Below are 16,298 nucleotides of genomic sequence, written 5' to 3'. Positions count from 1 at the left end.
GAGAGCGCGTGTTCGAGCCCGCGAACAGCTTCAGCGACCCGGTCGCCTTCCGCACCATCTTCTTCGAGGAGGCGCAGGAGCACCTGGCGAACGTCGAGGCCATCCTGCTGCGCATGGACCTGGATGCGCCGCAGCGGGACGACGTGCATGCGATCTTCCGCGCCGTGCACTCGATCAAGGGCAGCGCCGCCATGCTGGGATGCAGCGAGATCGCCGCGCTCACGCACCTGCAGGAGAACCTGCTGGACCTGCTGCGCAAGGACGAGCGCCCCATCGCCCAGGACGACGTGAACGCGATGCTGCAGGCCGGCGACGTGCTGCGCCTGCAGGTCCAGCACCGACGCGGCTTGCTGCCCCAGGCGCCGGACGCGTCCGCCGTCGAGGCCTGGTTGCGGGAGCGGGTGGAGCAGCCGGCGTCGGATGCGGGCCCCGGACAGCACGGGCCCGTCACGCGCAGCTTCCGTGTGCGGCTCGGGCCCCTGGTGCAGGCGATCGATGCCCTGGAGCTCGACATGATGCTCACGGGCCTGGCCGGGATGGGCGCGGTGAGCAACACGGAGATCGACAACCGCGCCGGCGGCGACGTGCGCTTCGACGTGCGGCTGCAGGGCGCAGCCGCGGAGCTGCGGGGTGTGCTGTCGCTGCTCGTCGCGCCGGAGCAGATCGCCATGGAGATGGTGGACGCGGTGCAGCCGCAGGCTGGCGCCGCGCAGGCAGCGCCGCAGCGCCAGGTCGCGCGTGCGCTCACCGCCTCCGGCGGCCTGGACGAATTCTTCGTGGACCCGGTGGAGTTCCGCCGCAGCCGCGCGCGTGCAGCGGATCCGCAAGCGGCGGAGTTCGCCGCGCAGGAGCACGCGCCCGAGCCGGCGCACGAGACCACGTTCATCCGCGTGGCCACGGCGAAGATCGACCTGCTGGTGAACCTGGTGGGCGAACTGGTGATCACCGAGACCATGCTGGCGCGCACCGGCGCGCTGGCGCAGGCCGGCGGCGACGGCCACTACGCAGGGAGCAGCGCGCTGGCCGATCTCTCGCGCCACACGCGCAAGCTGCAGGAGGCGGTGCTCGCCATCCGCATGCTGCCGATCGCCAACGTGTTCCAGCGCTTCCCGCGCCTGGTGCACGAGTTGTCGGCGCGGCTGGGCAAGCGCGCCGAGCTGAAGCTGTCCGGCGAGGCCACGGAACTCGATCGGGGCCTCATCGAGCAGATCTCCGACCCGCTCACGCATCTCGTTCGCAATGCGATCGACCATGGGCTGGAGCCGCCGGACGTGCGCGTCGCCTGCGGCAAGCCGCCCGTGGGCACGGTGACGCTGCGTGCCGCCCAGCGCGGGGGCCACATCGTCATCGAGGTGGCCGACGACGGACGCGGCCTGGACCGCGAACGCATCCTGCAGTGCGCAGCGGAACGCGGCATGCCGATCGCGCCGGACGCGCCGGACGCCGAGGTGTTCCGGCTGGTGTTCGAGGCCGGCTTCTCCACGGCGGAACGGGTGACCGAGCTGTCCGGCCGCGGTGTGGGCATGGATGTCGTGAAGCGCAACATCCGGGCCCTCGGCGGCAAGGTGGACCTCGTCTCGGTCGCAGCGCAGGGCACCCGGGTGACGGTGAGCGTGCCGCTCACGCTCGCGATCATGGAGGCGATGACGATCGCCATCGGCAGCGAGACCTACGTGCTGCCGCTGGCGGGCGTCGTCGAGTCGCTGAGTGTCGCGCCGGGCGAATTGCACACCCTGCCGGGAGACGGCGAAACCCTGCGCGTGCGCGACGAGTACCTGCCGGTGCTGCACCTGGCCAGGCTGTTTCCCCCGCGCAAGCCGCGCGAGCACGCGGCCGCCATCGCGGTGATCGTGGAGGCGGAGGGTGCGAAGGCGGCCCTGCTGGTCGACGAACTCGTGGGCCAGCAGCAGGTGGTGGTCAAGAGCCTCGAGGCCAATTTCCGCAAGGTGCCGGGACTGTCCGGCGCCACCGTGATGGGAGACGGCGCGGTGGCGCTGATCCTGGATGTCGGCCACCTCGTGCGGCGGTCCGGCCGCGAACGGGCGATGCCGCAGTGACTGCCACACCATCGGCCAGGGACCAGGAGCAGACCATGACGCCATCCGCCACGCCCATAGCCCCGAGCAAGGCGCCTGCGCCCGACGACGCGGCGGCAAGCGAGTTCCTCACCTTCCGGCTCGGCGCCGAGAGCTACGGGATCGACATCCTGAAGGTGCAGGAAATCCGCAGCCACGAAACGCCGACGGCCATCGCCAACGCGCCTGCGTTCATCAAGGGCGTGATCAACCTGCGCGGCGTGATCGTTCCCATCCTCGACCTGCGCATCCGCTTCGGGCTGGGCGAGGCGCGCTACGACGAATTCACGGTCGTGATCATCCTGAACGTGGCCGGCCGCGTGGTCGGTGTCGTCGTGGACTCTGTCTCCGACGTGCTGACGCTGCCCGCCGCTGCGATCCGCCCGACGCCGGAGTTCGCCTCCGCGGCGGTGGACACGAAGTACATCACCGGGCTCGGCACGGTGGACGAACAGATGATCATCCTGCTCGACATCGAACGGCTGATGACGAGCGCGGACATGGCGCTGGTGGACGGCCCGGCGCAATGAGCGCTGCACCTTCGCGCGCCTGCGCATCGGGCCGCGGTGCTGGACGAGCGGCCGTTCCCCTGTCCTCAACGGCCTTGTGGGTGGGCTGCGCTCCTTGAATACTTATTGACACAATTGGGCATCGGAGAACGTCGATGGGAGTCCAGGCCAGCACCTGCCTGCAGGAGGACGTCGAGCCGGGCGCGTGACCCGGCGGGCGGCGCAGCCGCCCCCTGCGTTTCCTCATCTGACCGGCCGCAGCGACCAAGCGCTGCGCCTACCGCGGCAAGCACCATGAGAATCTGGCACAAGCTCCTGATCGCTCCCATCCTCGCCATCCTGTTTTTGCTCGGCTTCGGGGCGATCGCCTTCGGGGTGGTGCGCCAGCAGACCCAGGCCCTCGACGACCTCGAGAAGACGCGGCTCGAGGGCGTGGCCATGGTGATGGACGCGAAGACCGCGCTCGCGGAACTCCACTCCGACGTGTACCGCACCTTCACCTGGATCGGCCGGGCCGACGAGACCGGCATCCGGAAAGCCCGAGCGGACCAGCGCGTGAAACTGGAGGGCGTCGGCACCGTGCTCGCGAAACTCGGCGGCCAGCCGCACCTGACCGCGGCCGAGCGCAGGCTGCTCGACGCCGCGCCGCTCCTGCTCGCGAGCTACGGCAAGGCGGCGCAGGCCGCCCTGGACCTCAGTGGCACCGACGTGGCCGGCGGGGCGGCGCTGATGCAGGCCGCCGACGGGCACTACGCACAAGTGGCGCGCAACCTCGACGAAGTGGCCGCGCTGCACAAGAAGCTCGCGCAGCAGGAATACGAGAAGGCGTCCGCCGCCGCGGCCAGCGCGCCCGTCCTGCTCGTAAGCATCCTGGTGCTCGCAACCGCCGCAGCACTGGCCGCGGCGTTGCTCATGAGCCGCGCCATCGTGCGGCCGCTGCAGGTGGCGATCGGCTCCGCACAGCGCATCGCCGCCGGCAACCTTGCGCAGGACGTGCAGGTGCGCGGCAAGGACGAGACGGGCGAACTGCTGCGCGCGCTCGCCGAAATGACGCACAGCCTGCGCGAGCTGCTGGGGGAAGTGGCCGGCGGCGCGCACATGGTGGCCGACACGAGCGCGCAGATCGCGCAGGGCAACCAGGACCTCTCGCAACGCACCGAGGAGCAGGCGAGCACGCTGGAGCAGACGGCCAGCTCCATGCAGGAACTGACTTCCACCGTCTCGCTCAACGCCCAGAACGCGCGGCAGGCGAGCCAGGTCGCGATGGGCGCCTCCGAACTGGCCCGCCAGGGTGGCCGGGTCGTGGCCCAGGTGGTCAGCACGATGGCCGGGATCTCCGAGTCCTCGCGCAGGATAGGCGACATCATCGGCGTCATCGACGGCATCGCGTTCCAGACCAACATCCTCGCGCTCAATGCGGCCGTCGAGGCCGCGCGCGCGGGCGAGCAGGGCCGCGGCTTCGCCGTCGTGGCTGCCGAAGTGCGCAGCCTGGCGCAGCGCAGCGCGGCGGCCGCCAAGGAGATCAAGGGCCTGATAGGCGCGTCCGTGGAGAAGGTCGATGCCGGCGGCAAGCTGGTCGACGCGGCGGGCGACACGATGGAGCAGATCGTCGCGTCGGTGAAGAAGGTGAGCGAACTGATCGCCGAGATCGCCGCGGCCAGCGAGGAACAGGACGCAGGCATCCAGCAGGTCAACACCGCCGTCGCACAGATGGACCGCGTGGTGCAGCAGAACGCGTCGCTGGTGGAAGAGGCGGCCGCGGCGACCGAGTCCATGAAGTCGCAGGCCGGCGCGCTGCTGCAGGTGGTCTCGCGCTTCCGCCTGGCCGAGGTGCGGCCGGCCGATGCGCCGGCGCCGCTGCACACGGCGCAGGCGGCCAGCACGGTCACCGAGCTGCGGCCCTCCCAGGCTTTCGCCGTGAAGCCTTCGACCCGGCTCGCTGCCGTCGGCCGGGACTCGCTCGCCGCGCCGCTGGCCAGGGCGGTGGGCGGCGACTGGAAGGAATTCTGAGCGCGCCGCATTCGGTGAGCGATCGGCCCGGGTCCACTGTCCCGGCGACCCTCGGCGCTGCCGCCGGGAGCCCGCTGCCCGACTTCGTGTTCGAACACGCTGCCTGGCTGCTGGACGACCGCGACTTCGCGACGGTGCGCCAGCTGATCGCCGACTACGCCGGCATCAAGCTGGGCACCAACAAGCGCAGCATGGTCTACAACCGGCTGCTGCGCCGCCTGCGCGCACGCGGCATGGCCAGCTTCGGAGACTACCTGCAGCTGGTGCAGCGCCACGCCTCGGACGAGCGCCAGGCCTTCGTCAACGCGCTCACGACCAACCTCACCGCCTTCTTCCGCGAGCCGCAGCACTTCGAGCTGCTGCTCGGGTACGCGCAGCAGCGCGCGCGGCGCGGCCGCGCCGTGCGCTGCTGGACCAACGCCTGCTCCACCGGCGAGGAAGCGTGGTCCATCGCCATGGTGCTGCGCGAGGCGAACTGCCCCGGCAATGTGCTGGCGACCGACATCGACACCGAGGTGCTGCGCGCCGCGCAAGCCGGCGTCTACCGCATCGAGCGGACGGCGACGTTGTCGCCGGAGCGCCTGCGCCGGCATTTCCTGCGCGGGATCGGCGCCAACGAGGGGCTGGTGAGCGTGCGTCCCGAACTGCGCACCCTGGTGCGATTCGAACAGCTGAACCTGCATGCGCCCGCGTGGCCCGTGCAGGAGCCCTTCGACGCCATCTTCTGCCGCAACGTCGCGATCTATTTCGATCGCGAGCTGCAGCAGCGCCTGCTCGCCCGCTTCGCGCAGCTGCTGGTGCCGGGCGGCCTGCTGGTGGTGGGCCACGCCGAGAGCTTCCCGGCCGCCCACCCCGGCTTCCGTTCCTGCGGGCGCACCGCGTACCAGCGCATCGAGGACTAGGGACTCCGCCGTGCCCGCACCCTCGGTCCCGCTGGCTTACTTCGACCGGGAATTCCAGGTGCCCGCGGTGAAGATCCTGCCCGGCCAGTACCACGCGGCCCGCTCGGGTGCCATCACCACCGTGCTTGGCTCCTGCGTCTCCACCTGCCTGTGGGATCCTGTCACGCGCGTCGGCGGCATGAACCACTTCATGCTGCCGGGCGACGCCGCCCGCGCCGACGCGCCGTGGGCCGCCTCCGCACGCTTCGGCGTGTACGCGATGGAAGTGCTGATCAACGAGACCCTGCGACTCGGCGCGGACCGGCGCCGGCTCGTGGCCAAGGTGTTCGGGGGCGCACGGCTGCTGGCCGGCTTCGACCGCCTGGACGTCGGCCCGAGGAATGCCCGCTTCGTCCTCGAGTTCCTGCGCGTGGAAGGCATCCACCTGCTGGCGCAGGACTTGCTGGACGTGTGCCCGCGCAAGGTCCACTTCTGCGTGGACACCGGCAAGGTGCAGGTGAAGCGGCTGGCGCTCGTGCCGCACGAACCCGTCGTGCGCCGCGAGCGGCAGTACCTCCAGGGACTGGACGGCAAGCGCTCCGGCGAAGTCGAGATCTTCATGCCGCGGCCATGATCCGCGTCCTCGTCATCGACGACTCCGCCGTGATGCGCGCTTTCCTCGGGCGCGTGGTCAGCTCGCAGCGGGACATGGAGTTGCTCGCGGCCTCGCCCGACCCGCTGCTGGCGATGGAGCGGATCCGCCGCAACCCGCCCGACGTGATCACGCTCGACGTCGAGATGCCGCGCATGAACGGCCTCGACTTCCTGCGCCAGCTCATGGCGGCGCGGCCGCTGCCGGTGGTGATGATCTCCTCGCTCACGCGCGAGGGCGCGGAGACCACGCTGCGGGCACTGGAGCTGGGAGCGGTCGACTTCTTCCCCAAGCCGGCGAACTTCGACGGCCTGGAGGCGACGGCGCAGGAGATCGCTGAGAAGATCCGCGCCGCCGCCGGCGCGCGCATCGTGCGCCGCCGGCCGATTGCGGTCACCGCGCCCGCGCCGAAGGAGGCGAGCCTGCCGCCGGCGGCCCAGCCCGCCGCTCCCGCCGGCGGCCAGCGCGTCATCGGCATCGGTGCGTCCACCGGCGGCGTGGAGGCCCTGCGCGACCTGCTCACGGCGCTGCCGCCGCACATGCCGCCGATCCTGATCGCGCAGCACATGCCGCCCGGCTTCACCGAGACCTTCGCGCGCCGCCTGGACACGCTGTGCCGCATGCACGTGAAGCAGGCCGAGGACAGCGAGGTCGTGCGCACCGGCGTGGCCTACATCGCTCCCGGCGGGCGCCACCTCGTGCTGTCCCGCCGCGGCTCGGGCTACCAGCTGCGCGTGACCGAAGATCCACCGGTGAACCGCCATCGGCCTTCGGTGGACACGCTGCTGCGCTCGGTGGCGCGCGCCGCCGGCCAGCGGGCCATCGGCGTGATGCTCACCGGCATGGGCGGCGACGGCGCCGAGGCGATGCTGGAGATGAGCCAGAGCGGCGCCTTCACCATCGCGCAGGACGAGGCCAGTTGCGTCGTCTTCGGCATGCCGCGGCAGGCGATCGCCGCCGGCGGCGTGCGCGAGGTGCTGCCGCTGTCCGCGATCGCCGGCCGGCTGGAAGCGCTGGCCCTGCCCGCCGCCTGAGTCGCCCTCCCCACTCACGGTGGTGGTTCGCCTCGCAGCGTCTCCCGGGTGTCAGGCTGCGCATGTCCGACAGTGTGAGAGCCAGCCGCGTCACCGGGCTCCGCGTGCGCTTCGTTTCGTGCCCTGGCCCTCTGGCAGACTCCACCGATCACCTGGGAGCTGTGTCGTGGAGCAGAAACGGCAGGAACTCGCACACGCCAAACGCAACGCCGGCTTGCTGCTCGGCGCGGCGGCGTGCATCTTCGGCGTGACCATGCTGGTGCCGCCCAACGCTTGGGTGCTCGCGATCCGCGCGGTGGCGGAAGCCGCCCTGGTGGGCGGACTGGCCGACTGGTTCGCCGTGAGCGCGCTGTTCCGCCGCATTCCGACCGGCATCCCCTTCATCACGGCGCACACCGACGTCATCCCCCGCAGCAAGGACCGCATCGCCGACAACCTGTCCGTTTTCGTCCGCGAGAAGTTCCTGGCACCCGACACGCTGGTCGGGCTGATCCGGCAGCACGATCCGTCGCGCTACGTGGCCGAATGGCTGACGGACCCTGCGCATGCGCAGCGCCTCGGCGTGCATGTGGCGCGCGTCCTGCAAGGTGTCCTGCAGGTGGTGGAGGACGCCCGGGTCGAGCAGTTGATCCGCGATGCCGCACGCCAGGCGTTCCGGGGCTTGGACCTGACCGCATCGCTGCGCGGCGTGCTCGAGACGCTGACCCGGGAAGGGCGCCACGACCGGCTGCTGGAAGAGGCGCTGGACCGCGCGGTGCAACTGGTGGACCGGCCCGAGACGCGCGCGTGGCTCGCGGCGCAGGTGATCGACTGGCTGACGCAGGAGCACCCGCGCAAGCAGAAGCTGCTGCCCCGGCAATGGATCGCGACCAACGTCGCATCCGCGATCGCCGAGGCGATCGTGGGTCGCCTGGAGAGCATCCGGGCCAATCCGGCGCATGCGTACCGACAGCTGTTCGATGAGTGGGTGCAGCAGTTCGTGCTGCGGCTGCAGTCGGACCCGGCGCTCAGCGAGCGCGGCGAAGCCATCAAGCAATACCTGCTGGAGGACGAGACCTTCGCCAGTTACGCCGACGGTCTCTGGCGTTCCATCAGGAACTGGCTGTCCGACGACCTCGCGAGCGAGCACTCGACATTGAGCCAGGCCGTCGCGCGCGGTGGATCATGGCTCGGCAAGCAGCTCACCGAGGACCCCGACCTGCGCCAGGCGCTGCGCTCGCATCTCGAGCAAGCCGCCACCCGGCTCGCGCCGGAGTTCGCGGAGTTCCTGACGCGACACGTGCGCGACACCGTGCGCAACTGGGACGCGCGAGAACTGGCCGCGCAGATCGAACTCAACATCGGCAAGGACCTCCAGGCCATCCGCGTGAACGGCACGATCGTCGGGGGCCTGATCGGGCTCGGGCTGTACCTGGTCACGCATGTGGCCGGCCGTGGGTGAGATCGGGGGCGCGACTCAAGCCTGCCCCGGAACGCGGCCGCGGTGCTGCCTGAGCTTTTCCGCGCCGACAACGCCTGTCGATTTCCGCTGCCAGGAACTGACTCCCCGCTTCCCGGGACTCTGCCGGTTCGACCGCGTTGCGCAAGACCTGCGAGGCGTCGAAAGCAACGCAGCTCCGGCGCGGAGCGTTGCATCTGCTTCAAGACCTGGAACAAAGGAAGAGCACGATGTCGCACGACCCACGCCAAGTTCGACGGATCGCCACCGGATCCATAGACCAAGTTGAATGCAGCTTGTGCCCGGATCCACGCGCCTGGCAGGCGGCCATTGCTGCTGGTTGATCGAGGCGGGCGCTTCTCGCGCCGCTATACTGCCTCTCGCTCCGGGGTGCGATCGGCCGCAAGGCCGATCGCTGAGATGGCAGACCAAACCCGTGAACTTGAACCGGTTCGTACCGGCGTAAGAAGAGCTGACAGGATGGCAGGCGCACACGCGCCCGTCCTGCCGTCACTTTCGGAGCACCCCTGCAACCGAAAGGACGGATCTTGAACGCACCCGACACATTCACCCAGCTGCTCGCACTGACGCGCGAGCCCTTCCCCGCCTCTCGCAAACTCCACGTGCGCGGCCAGCTGCATCCCCAGCTGCGCGTGCCGATGCGCGAGGTCGCCCTCTCGAATGGGGAGGCGGTCACGCTGTACGACACTTCCGGGCCCTACACCGACCCCACCGCCGATGTCGACGTGCGGCGCGGCCTGGCCGCGGAGCGAAGCGAGTGGATCGCTGCCCGGGCTGACACCGAGGGCTACACAGGCCGGCAGCCGCAGTCCATTGACGACGGCGGACGCGGCGGCGAGCGGGAGGTGGCACGCCTGGACGATCTGCGCGCGCACGCAGCCGGCTTGCAGCGCACACCGCGGCGCGCGCGTGCCGGCGCCAACGTGACGCAGATGCACTACGCGCGGCGTGGCATCGTCACGCCGGAGATGGAGTACGTCGCCATCCGCGAGAACGGTCGGCGCGAGTGGATGGCCGAGTACCTCGCCGACGAAGAGCGCGCGCAGCGCCTGCGCGGCAATCCCATGGGTGCCAGCATCCCCGAGCGCATCACGCCCGAGTTCGTGCGAGCCGAGGTCGCCCGCGGGCGCGCGATCATCCCCGCCAACATCAACCACCCGGAGCTGGAGCCGATGGCGATCGGCCGCAACTTCCTGGTGAAGATCAATGCCAACATCGGCAACTCCGCCGTCACCTCGAGCATCGAGGAGGAGGTGGAGAAGCTCGTGTGGGCGATCCGCTGGGGCGCCGACACGGTCATGGATCTGTCCACGGGCAGGAACATCCACACCACGCGCGACTGGATCCTGCGCAATGCGCCGGTCCCGATCGGCACGGTGCCGATCTATCAGGCGCTGGAGAAGGTGGGCGGCGTGGCCGAAGACCTCACCTGGGACATCTTCCGCGACACCCTGGTGGAGCAGGCCGAACAGGGCGTCGACTACTTCACCATCCACGCTGGCGTGCGACTGCCCTTCATCCCGATGACGGCCAGGCGCCGCACGGGCATCGTCTCACGAGGCGGCTCCATCCTGGCGAAGTGGTGCATCGCGCACCATCGCGAGAACTTCCTGTACGAGCGCTTCGAGGAGATCTGCGAAATCATGAAGGCCTACGACGTGAGCTTCTCGCTGGGCGACGGCCTGCGGCCCGGCTCCGGTGCGGATGCCAACGACGAGGCCCAGTTCGCCGAACTGCGCACGCTGGGTGAGCTGACGCAGCTCGCCTGGAAGCACGACGTGCAGACCATGATCGAAGGTCCGGGACACGTGCCGATGCACATGATCCAGGCCAACATGGAGGAGCAACTGAAGCACTGCCACGAGGCGCCCTTCTACACGCTCGGCCCGCTGACCATCGACATTGCCCCGGGATACGACCACATCTCCAGCGCCATAGGCGCAGCCATGATCGGCTGGTTCGGCACCGCGATGCTTTGCTACGTGACGCCGAAGGAGCACCTGGGCCTGCCCGATCGGGAGGACGTCAAGCAGGGGATCGTCGCCTACAAGATCGCCGCGCATGCCGCCGACGTGGCGAAGGGCCACCCCGGCGCCCGGGCCCGGGACGAAGCGCTCTCGAAGGCGCGCTTCGAGTTCCGCTGGCAGGACCAGTTCAATCTGTCGCTCGATCCCGAGACGGCGAAGGAATTCCACGACGAGACGCTCCCGGCCGACGGCGCCAAGGTGGCCCACTTCTGCTCGATGTGCGGTCCGAAGTTCTGCTCGATGAAGATCACGCAGGAAGTGCGCGACTACGCGAGCGCGCAAGAAGGAATGGCCGCCAAGAGCGCGGAAGTCAGGGCGGGTGGCAGCGAGATCTACATCCCCCTGAAAAAGGGCTGAGCTCGACCGGGGCGCTGCGCGCCATCGCAGCGCGCAACGCCGTCGCGCAGACCCGCGTCCACACGGAATCGCCGGGTGGTGCCTGCGCAGCGGCATCGTGAAGGTAGGCTTCCCCCGATCGCAGGAGGCCGCTGCGCGCCTGGGCGCGTTGAAGGCGGATGAGTCCTGCATCCGCCCACCGTCCCAGCCGCATCGCGCCGCTCCTGCTCGGCGTGGTGCTGGGCGCGAGCTTGCAGCTGCAGCAGCCGCGGCTCTGGAGCCTGGGCAGCTACGTTGCGCTGAGTCTCGCCGCGCTCGCCGCGCTGGTCGCGGCGAGCGCGTGGCGCCGGGCAACCGCGGTGCGCTGGTGCGCCTTGCTCGCGGCGTCGGCTGCGCTGTCGGCGGGAGCGGCCGGCTGGCGCGCGGCGAGTTACCTGCAGGACGGCCTCGATCCCCGCCTCGAGGGGCGCGACCTGCTGGTGACCGGCGTGGTCGGCGCGATGCCGCACCGCACGGACGCGGGCCTGCGCTTCCGCTTCGACGTCGAGTCGGCCCGGCTCGGCGACGTGCCCGTGCAGCTGCCCCCGCAGCTGATGCTCGGGTGGTACGGTGGCGTGGACGGCGCTGCCGACGTGCTGCCCGATCCGCAGCGGCAACCAGCGGACCTGCAGGCAGGCGAGCGCTGGCGGCTCGCGTTGCGGCTGAAGGCGCCGCACGGGCAGCTCAATCCCTCCGGTTTCGATTTCGAGCTGTGGTTGTGGGAGCAGGACGTGCAGGCGACGGGCTCCGTGCGCGCGGGCCCGCGCGATCCCGTGCCGCAGCGCCTGGGCTCGACCTGGCTGCACCCGGTGGAACAGGCGCGGCAGGCGGTCCGCGAGGCCATCTACCAGCAGGTGCCGGACCCGCGGGTGGCGGGCGTCGTGGCGGCGCTGGTGGTGGGAGACCAGGGCGCGATCGAACGTGCGGACTGGGACGTGTTCCGCGCGACCGGCGTGGCCCACCTCATGAGCATCTCCGGCCTTCACATCACCATGTTCGCGTGGGCCACCGCCGCCGTGCTGGGCGCGCTGTGGCGGCGCAGCGCGCGGCTGTGCCTGGCGTGGCCCGCGCAGCACGCGGCGCTCGTCGGCGGCGTCGCTCTCGCGGCGGCCTATTCGCTCTTCAGCGGCTGGGGCGTGCCCGCGCAGCGCACGGTGCTGATGCTGTGCGCGGTCGCCGCACTGCGGCTGCGGGCGCGCTCGTGGCCCTGGCCCTGGGTCTGGCTGCTGGCGTGCGCGGTGGTCGTCGCGGCCGATCCCTGGTCGCTCACGCAGGCCGGCTTCTGGCTCAGCTTCGTGGCGGTGGGCGTGCTGTTCGCAAGCGGCCCGGCGGAGATCGCCGGCTCCGAGGCGTCGCGGCCATCGCTGATACGGCGCGCCTGGCACGCGCTCGCGGCAATGGCGCGGGAGCAGGGCGTCGTGACGGTGGCGCTCACGCCCTTGTCGCTGCTCCTCTTCAACCAGGTCTCGATCGTGGGCCTGGCCGCGAACTTCATTGCGATCCCCTGGGTCACGCTGGTCGTCACGCCGCTGGGCATGGCCGGCGTGCTGCTGCCCTCGGCCTGGACCGCGGCCGGGTGGGCGGTGGACGCACTGGCGACCGTGCTGCGCTGGCTGGCCGCCTTGCCCTTCGCCACCTGGTCGGCGCCGGCCCCACCGCTGTGGGCCGCCGCGGCAGGCATCGTCGGTGGCGTGCTGCTCGCCGCGCGACTGCCCTGGTCCGCGCGCCTCGCGGGTGTGCCGCTGGTGCTGCCGGTGCTGCTGTGGCAGGCGCCGCGTCCGCCGCCCGGCGAGTTCGAGCTGCTGGCCGCGGACATCGGGCAGGGCAACGCGGTGCTGGTCCGCACGGCAGGCCACGGCCTGGTGTACGACTCGGGGCCGGCGTACAGCCGCGAGACCGACGCCGGCCAGCGCGTGCTGGTCCCCTTGCTGCGGGCCCTGGACGAACGCGTGGACCTCCTCGTCCTCAGCCATCGGGACACGGACCACACGGGCGGCGCCGCGGCGGTGCTGCGCATGCAGCCGCAGGCGCAGCTCCTGAGCTCGCTGGAGCCCTCGCATCCGCTGCAGGCGCTGCGCGCCTCGCGCGCCTGCATGGCCGGCCAGTCCTGGAGCTGGGATGGCGTGCAGTTCGAGGTGCTCCAGCCGATGGCCGCCGACTACGGTGCGCCCGCCCGCCCCAACGCCATGAGCTGCGTGCTGCGCATCGCCAGCGCGCAAGGCGTGCACGCGCTGCTGGTGGGCGACATCGAGAAACCGCAGGAAGCCAGGCTGGTCGCGCAGGAGGCGCCGCTCGCTTCGGACTTCCTGCTCGTGCCGCACCATGGCAGCCGCACTTCATCGTCCGACGATTTCCTGGACGCCGTCCACCCCAGGCTGGCCGTGGCCCAGGCCGGCTACCGCAACCGCTTCGGCCATCCTGCGCCGGACGTCGCGCGGCGTTATGCCGACCACGGCATCGCGCTGTGGGTGTCGCCGGCCTGCGGCGCGCTCACCTGGGACTCGCGCGCCCCGGCCGCCGTCCGCTGCGAACGCGCCGTGCAGCGGCGTTATTGGCACCACGAGGTGGCGCCAGCCGCCGCGGATGGTGCATAGCGCCCCTTTCGCGGGCCCCTCCACGGGCCGGGAACTTGCTATCCTTGTCGAGAAGGCCCACGACGATGCAGAAATTCGACGAGATGTTCTCCCAACTGCCCGGCGACGGTCCGGTGCAGTTCCAGGGGCAGTCGTTGGGCGGCATGGTGCAGGCCCAGGTGCAGGGCGTGCGCGAGCACTACCGCACCTATGCCGAGTGGCTGGGACGGCAGCCGCAGGAGATCATGCGCTCGCGCCGCGACGAGGCCGAGATGATCTTCCGCAAGGTGGGCATCACCTTCGCGGTCTACGGGGCGAAGGACGAGGACGGCTCGGGCACCGAGCGCCTGATCCCCTTCGACCTGATCCCGCGCATCATCCCGGCGGCCGAATGGCAGCTGATGGAACGTGGCCTGGTGCAGCGGGTCAACGCGCTGAACCGCTTCATCCACGACGTCTACCACGAGCAGGACATCGTCAAGGCCGGCATCGTCCCGCTCGCCCAGATCACGGGCAATGCGCAGTTCCGCCCGGAGATGGTGGGCGTGAAGGTCCCGAACAACATCTACTCGCACATCGCGGGCATCGACATCGTGCGGGCGCCCAATGCGAAGGGCGAGGGCGAGTACTACGTGCTGGAGGACAACCTGCGCGTGCCCAGCGGGGTGAGCTACATGCTGGAAGACCGCAAGATGATGATGCGGCTCTTCCCGGAGCTGTTCAGCGCCTACAAGGTGGCGCCGGTGATGCACTACCCGGACCTGCTGCTGGAGACGCTGCGCGCCTCGGCGCCGTCCACCACCGACGACCCGACCGTCGTGGTGCTCACGCCAGGCATGTACAACAGCGCCTACTTCGAGCACGCGTTCCTCGCGCAGCAGATGGGAGTGGAGCTGGTCGAGGGCCAGGACCTGTTCGTGCGGGACAACTTCGTCTACATGCGCACCACGCGCGGGCCGCGGCGCGTGGACGTGATCTACCGCCGCGTGGACGACGACTTCCTGGACCCGCTCGCCTTCCGGCCGAATTCCACGCTGGGCTGCGCGGGCCTGCTGGGCGTCTATCGCGCCGGCAACGTGACCCTGTGCAATGCCATAGGAACGGGCGTGGCCGACGACAAGTCGATCTATCCGTACGTGCCGAAGATGATCGAGTTCTACCTCGGGGAGAAGCCGATCCTGTCGAACGTGCCCACCTACAGCTGCCGCAATGCCGACGACCTGGGCTACGTGCTGGCCAACCTGAAGGACCTGGTCGTGAAGGAGGTGCACGGCGCGGGCGGCTACGGCATGCTGGTCGGCCCCGCCGCGACGAAGGACGAGATCGAGCAGTTCCGCCGGGTCCTGCAGGCCAAGCCGGAGGGCTACATCGCGCAGCCGACGCTCTCGCTTTCCAGCTGCCCCACCTACGTGGAGAAGGGCATCGCGCCGCGCCACATCGACCTGCGCCCCTTCGTGCTCTCGGGCCGCGAGGTGCAGATGGTGCCGGGCGGCCTCACGCGCGTGGCGCTCAAGGAAGGCTCCCTGGTGGTCAACTCCTCGCAGGGCGGCGGCACCAAGGACACCTGGATCCTCGAGCTCTGACATGAAGGCCCACCCCCGAAGCGCCTGCGGCGCCTCCCCCTCAAGGGGGCGCCACCAGCGGCCCGGCAGAGCCGGTTCCGCGGTGGCACTGAATGGATCCGTGCATCGCCAGGAATCAGGCCCATGTTGAGTCGTACCGCCGATCACCTCTTCTGGATGGCCCGCTATACCGAGCGGGCGGAAAATACTGCGCGCATGCTGGACGTCAACTACCAGACGTCGCTGCTGCCGCAGTCCGCGGCTGTGTCCAAGGTCGGCTGGCAGGGCATGCTGTCGATCAGCGAGCTGATGCCCGCCTACCAGGCCAAGCACGGCGACATCGAGCCGCAGCAGGTCATGCAGTTCATGGTGAAGGACGAGACCAACGGCTCGTCCATCCTGTCGTGCCTGCGGGCCGCGCGCGAGAACGCGCGCGCAGTGCGCGGCACGCTGACCACCGAGGTGTGGGAGACGCAGAACCAGACCTGGCTGGAATTGAACCGCATGCTGCGCGGCGGCGAGTTCGAACGCGACCCGGGCCAGTTCTTCGAGTGGGTGAAGTTCCGCTCCCATCTCTCGCGCGGCGTCACCGTGGGCACCATGCTGATGGACGAGGCCCTGCACTTCATGCGCCTGGGCACCTTCCTCGAGCGCTCGGACAACACGGCGCGGCTGGTGGACGTGAAGTTCCACGCGCTGCAGAGCGACTTCTTCGGCGCGGCCAGCGAGAAGGACCAGGAGTACGACTTCTATCACTGGAGCGCGATCCTGCGCAGCGTCTCCGGCTTCGAGATCTATCGCAAGGTCTACCGCGACGTGATCAAGCCCGAGCGCGTCGCCGACCTGCTGATCCTGCGCCCCGACATGCCGCGCTCGCTGCACGCCAGCCTCAACGAGGTGGTGAGCAACCTCGCGATGGTGGCCAACGACCAGTCCTCCGAGACGCTGCGGCGCGCGGGCCGGCTGCGCGCCGAACTGCAGTACGGCGACATCGAGGAAATCCTCTCGAACGGCCTGCACGCCTTCCTCACGCAGTTCCTCGACCGCGTGAACGACCTGGGCGTGCGCATCAGCCGGGACTTCCTGATCCCGACGTGAACGCAGCGCCGGCCGGCTGCGCAGCGGGGTCCGGGCACCGCCA

General features: G+C 70.2%; 11 protein-coding genes and 1 riboswitch. All 11 genes read left to right on the top strand.

The window, feature by feature from the left end; translation table 11 throughout:
* Nucleotides 1-8 precede the first annotated feature (8 nt).
* On the top strand, nt 9-2,057 hold the full coding sequence (locus tag JJB11_RS19720; protein ID WP_201175440.1) for a chemotaxis protein CheW: 2,049 nt from the start codon (nt 9-11) through the stop codon (nt 2,055-2,057).
* 35 nt (nt 2,058-2,092) lie between these two features.
* Nucleotides 2,093-2,605, top strand: coding sequence for a chemotaxis protein CheW (locus JJB11_RS19715; RefSeq protein ID WP_201175438.1), 513 nt, complete (start codon nt 2,093-2,095; stop codon nt 2,603-2,605).
* Between the two features lie 273 nt (nt 2,606-2,878).
* Complete coding sequence (locus tag JJB11_RS26425) at nt 2,879-4,594, top strand: methyl-accepting chemotaxis protein (protein ID WP_277988857.1); 1,716 nt, start codon at nt 2,879-2,881, stop codon at nt 4,592-4,594.
* Nucleotides 4,595-4,668: 74 nt separating this feature from the next.
* Nucleotides 4,669-5,496: a CheR family methyltransferase gene (locus JJB11_RS19705; RefSeq protein WP_242529048.1), complete on the top strand. Its 828-nt coding sequence runs from the start codon at nt 4,669-4,671 to the stop codon at nt 5,494-5,496.
* Between the two features lie 10 nt (nt 5,497-5,506).
* Entirely contained in the window at nt 5,507-6,109 is a 603-nt protein-coding gene (cheD, locus tag JJB11_RS19700; protein WP_201175436.1) for a chemoreceptor glutamine deamidase CheD, read from the top strand.
* On the top strand, nt 6,106-7,161 hold the full coding sequence (locus JJB11_RS19695; protein WP_201175434.1) for a protein-glutamate methylesterase/protein-glutamine glutaminase: 1,056 nt from the start codon (nt 6,106-6,108) through the stop codon (nt 7,159-7,161). The genes cheD and JJB11_RS19695 overlap by 4 nt, the downstream gene beginning before the upstream one ends.
* 166 nt (nt 7,162-7,327) lie before the next feature.
* Nucleotides 7,328-8,602, top strand: coding sequence for a DUF445 family protein (locus tag JJB11_RS19690; protein WP_201964959.1), 1,275 nt, complete (start codon nt 7,328-7,330; stop codon nt 8,600-8,602).
* Between the two features lie 373 nt (nt 8,603-8,975).
* Nucleotides 8,976-9,085: riboswitch (TPP riboswitch) on the top strand.
* 62 nt (nt 9,086-9,147) lie between these two features.
* Complete coding sequence (thiC, locus tag JJB11_RS19685; protein WP_201175433.1) at nt 9,148-11,004, top strand: phosphomethylpyrimidine synthase ThiC; 1,857 nt, start codon at nt 9,148-9,150, stop codon at nt 11,002-11,004.
* 158 nt (nt 11,005-11,162) lie between these two features.
* Nucleotides 11,163-13,616 (top strand): DNA internalization-related competence protein ComEC/Rec2, encoded by a 2,454-nt coding sequence (locus JJB11_RS19680; protein WP_201175431.1) that lies wholly within the window; start codon nt 11,163-11,165, stop codon nt 13,614-13,616.
* A gap of 65 nt (nt 13,617-13,681) precedes the next feature.
* On the top strand, nt 13,682-15,178 hold the full coding sequence (locus tag JJB11_RS19675; protein WP_201175426.1) for a circularly permuted type 2 ATP-grasp protein: 1,497 nt from the start codon (nt 13,682-13,684) through the stop codon (nt 15,176-15,178).
* Nucleotides 15,179-15,301: 123 nt separating this feature from the next.
* Nucleotides 15,302-16,255, top strand: a complete 954-nt coding sequence (locus tag JJB11_RS19670; RefSeq protein ID WP_201175424.1) for an alpha-E domain-containing protein — start codon at nt 15,302-15,304, stop codon at nt 16,253-16,255.
* Nucleotides 16,256-16,298: the final 43 nt, after the last annotated feature.

Origin of the sequence: Ramlibacter ginsenosidimutans, assembly GCF_016654015.1 — a bacterium.
GTDB classification, from domain to species: domain Bacteria; phylum Pseudomonadota; class Gammaproteobacteria; order Burkholderiales; family Burkholderiaceae_C; genus Ramlibacter; species Ramlibacter ginsenosidimutans.
This window is presented reverse-complemented; position numbering and strand designations above follow the sequence as displayed.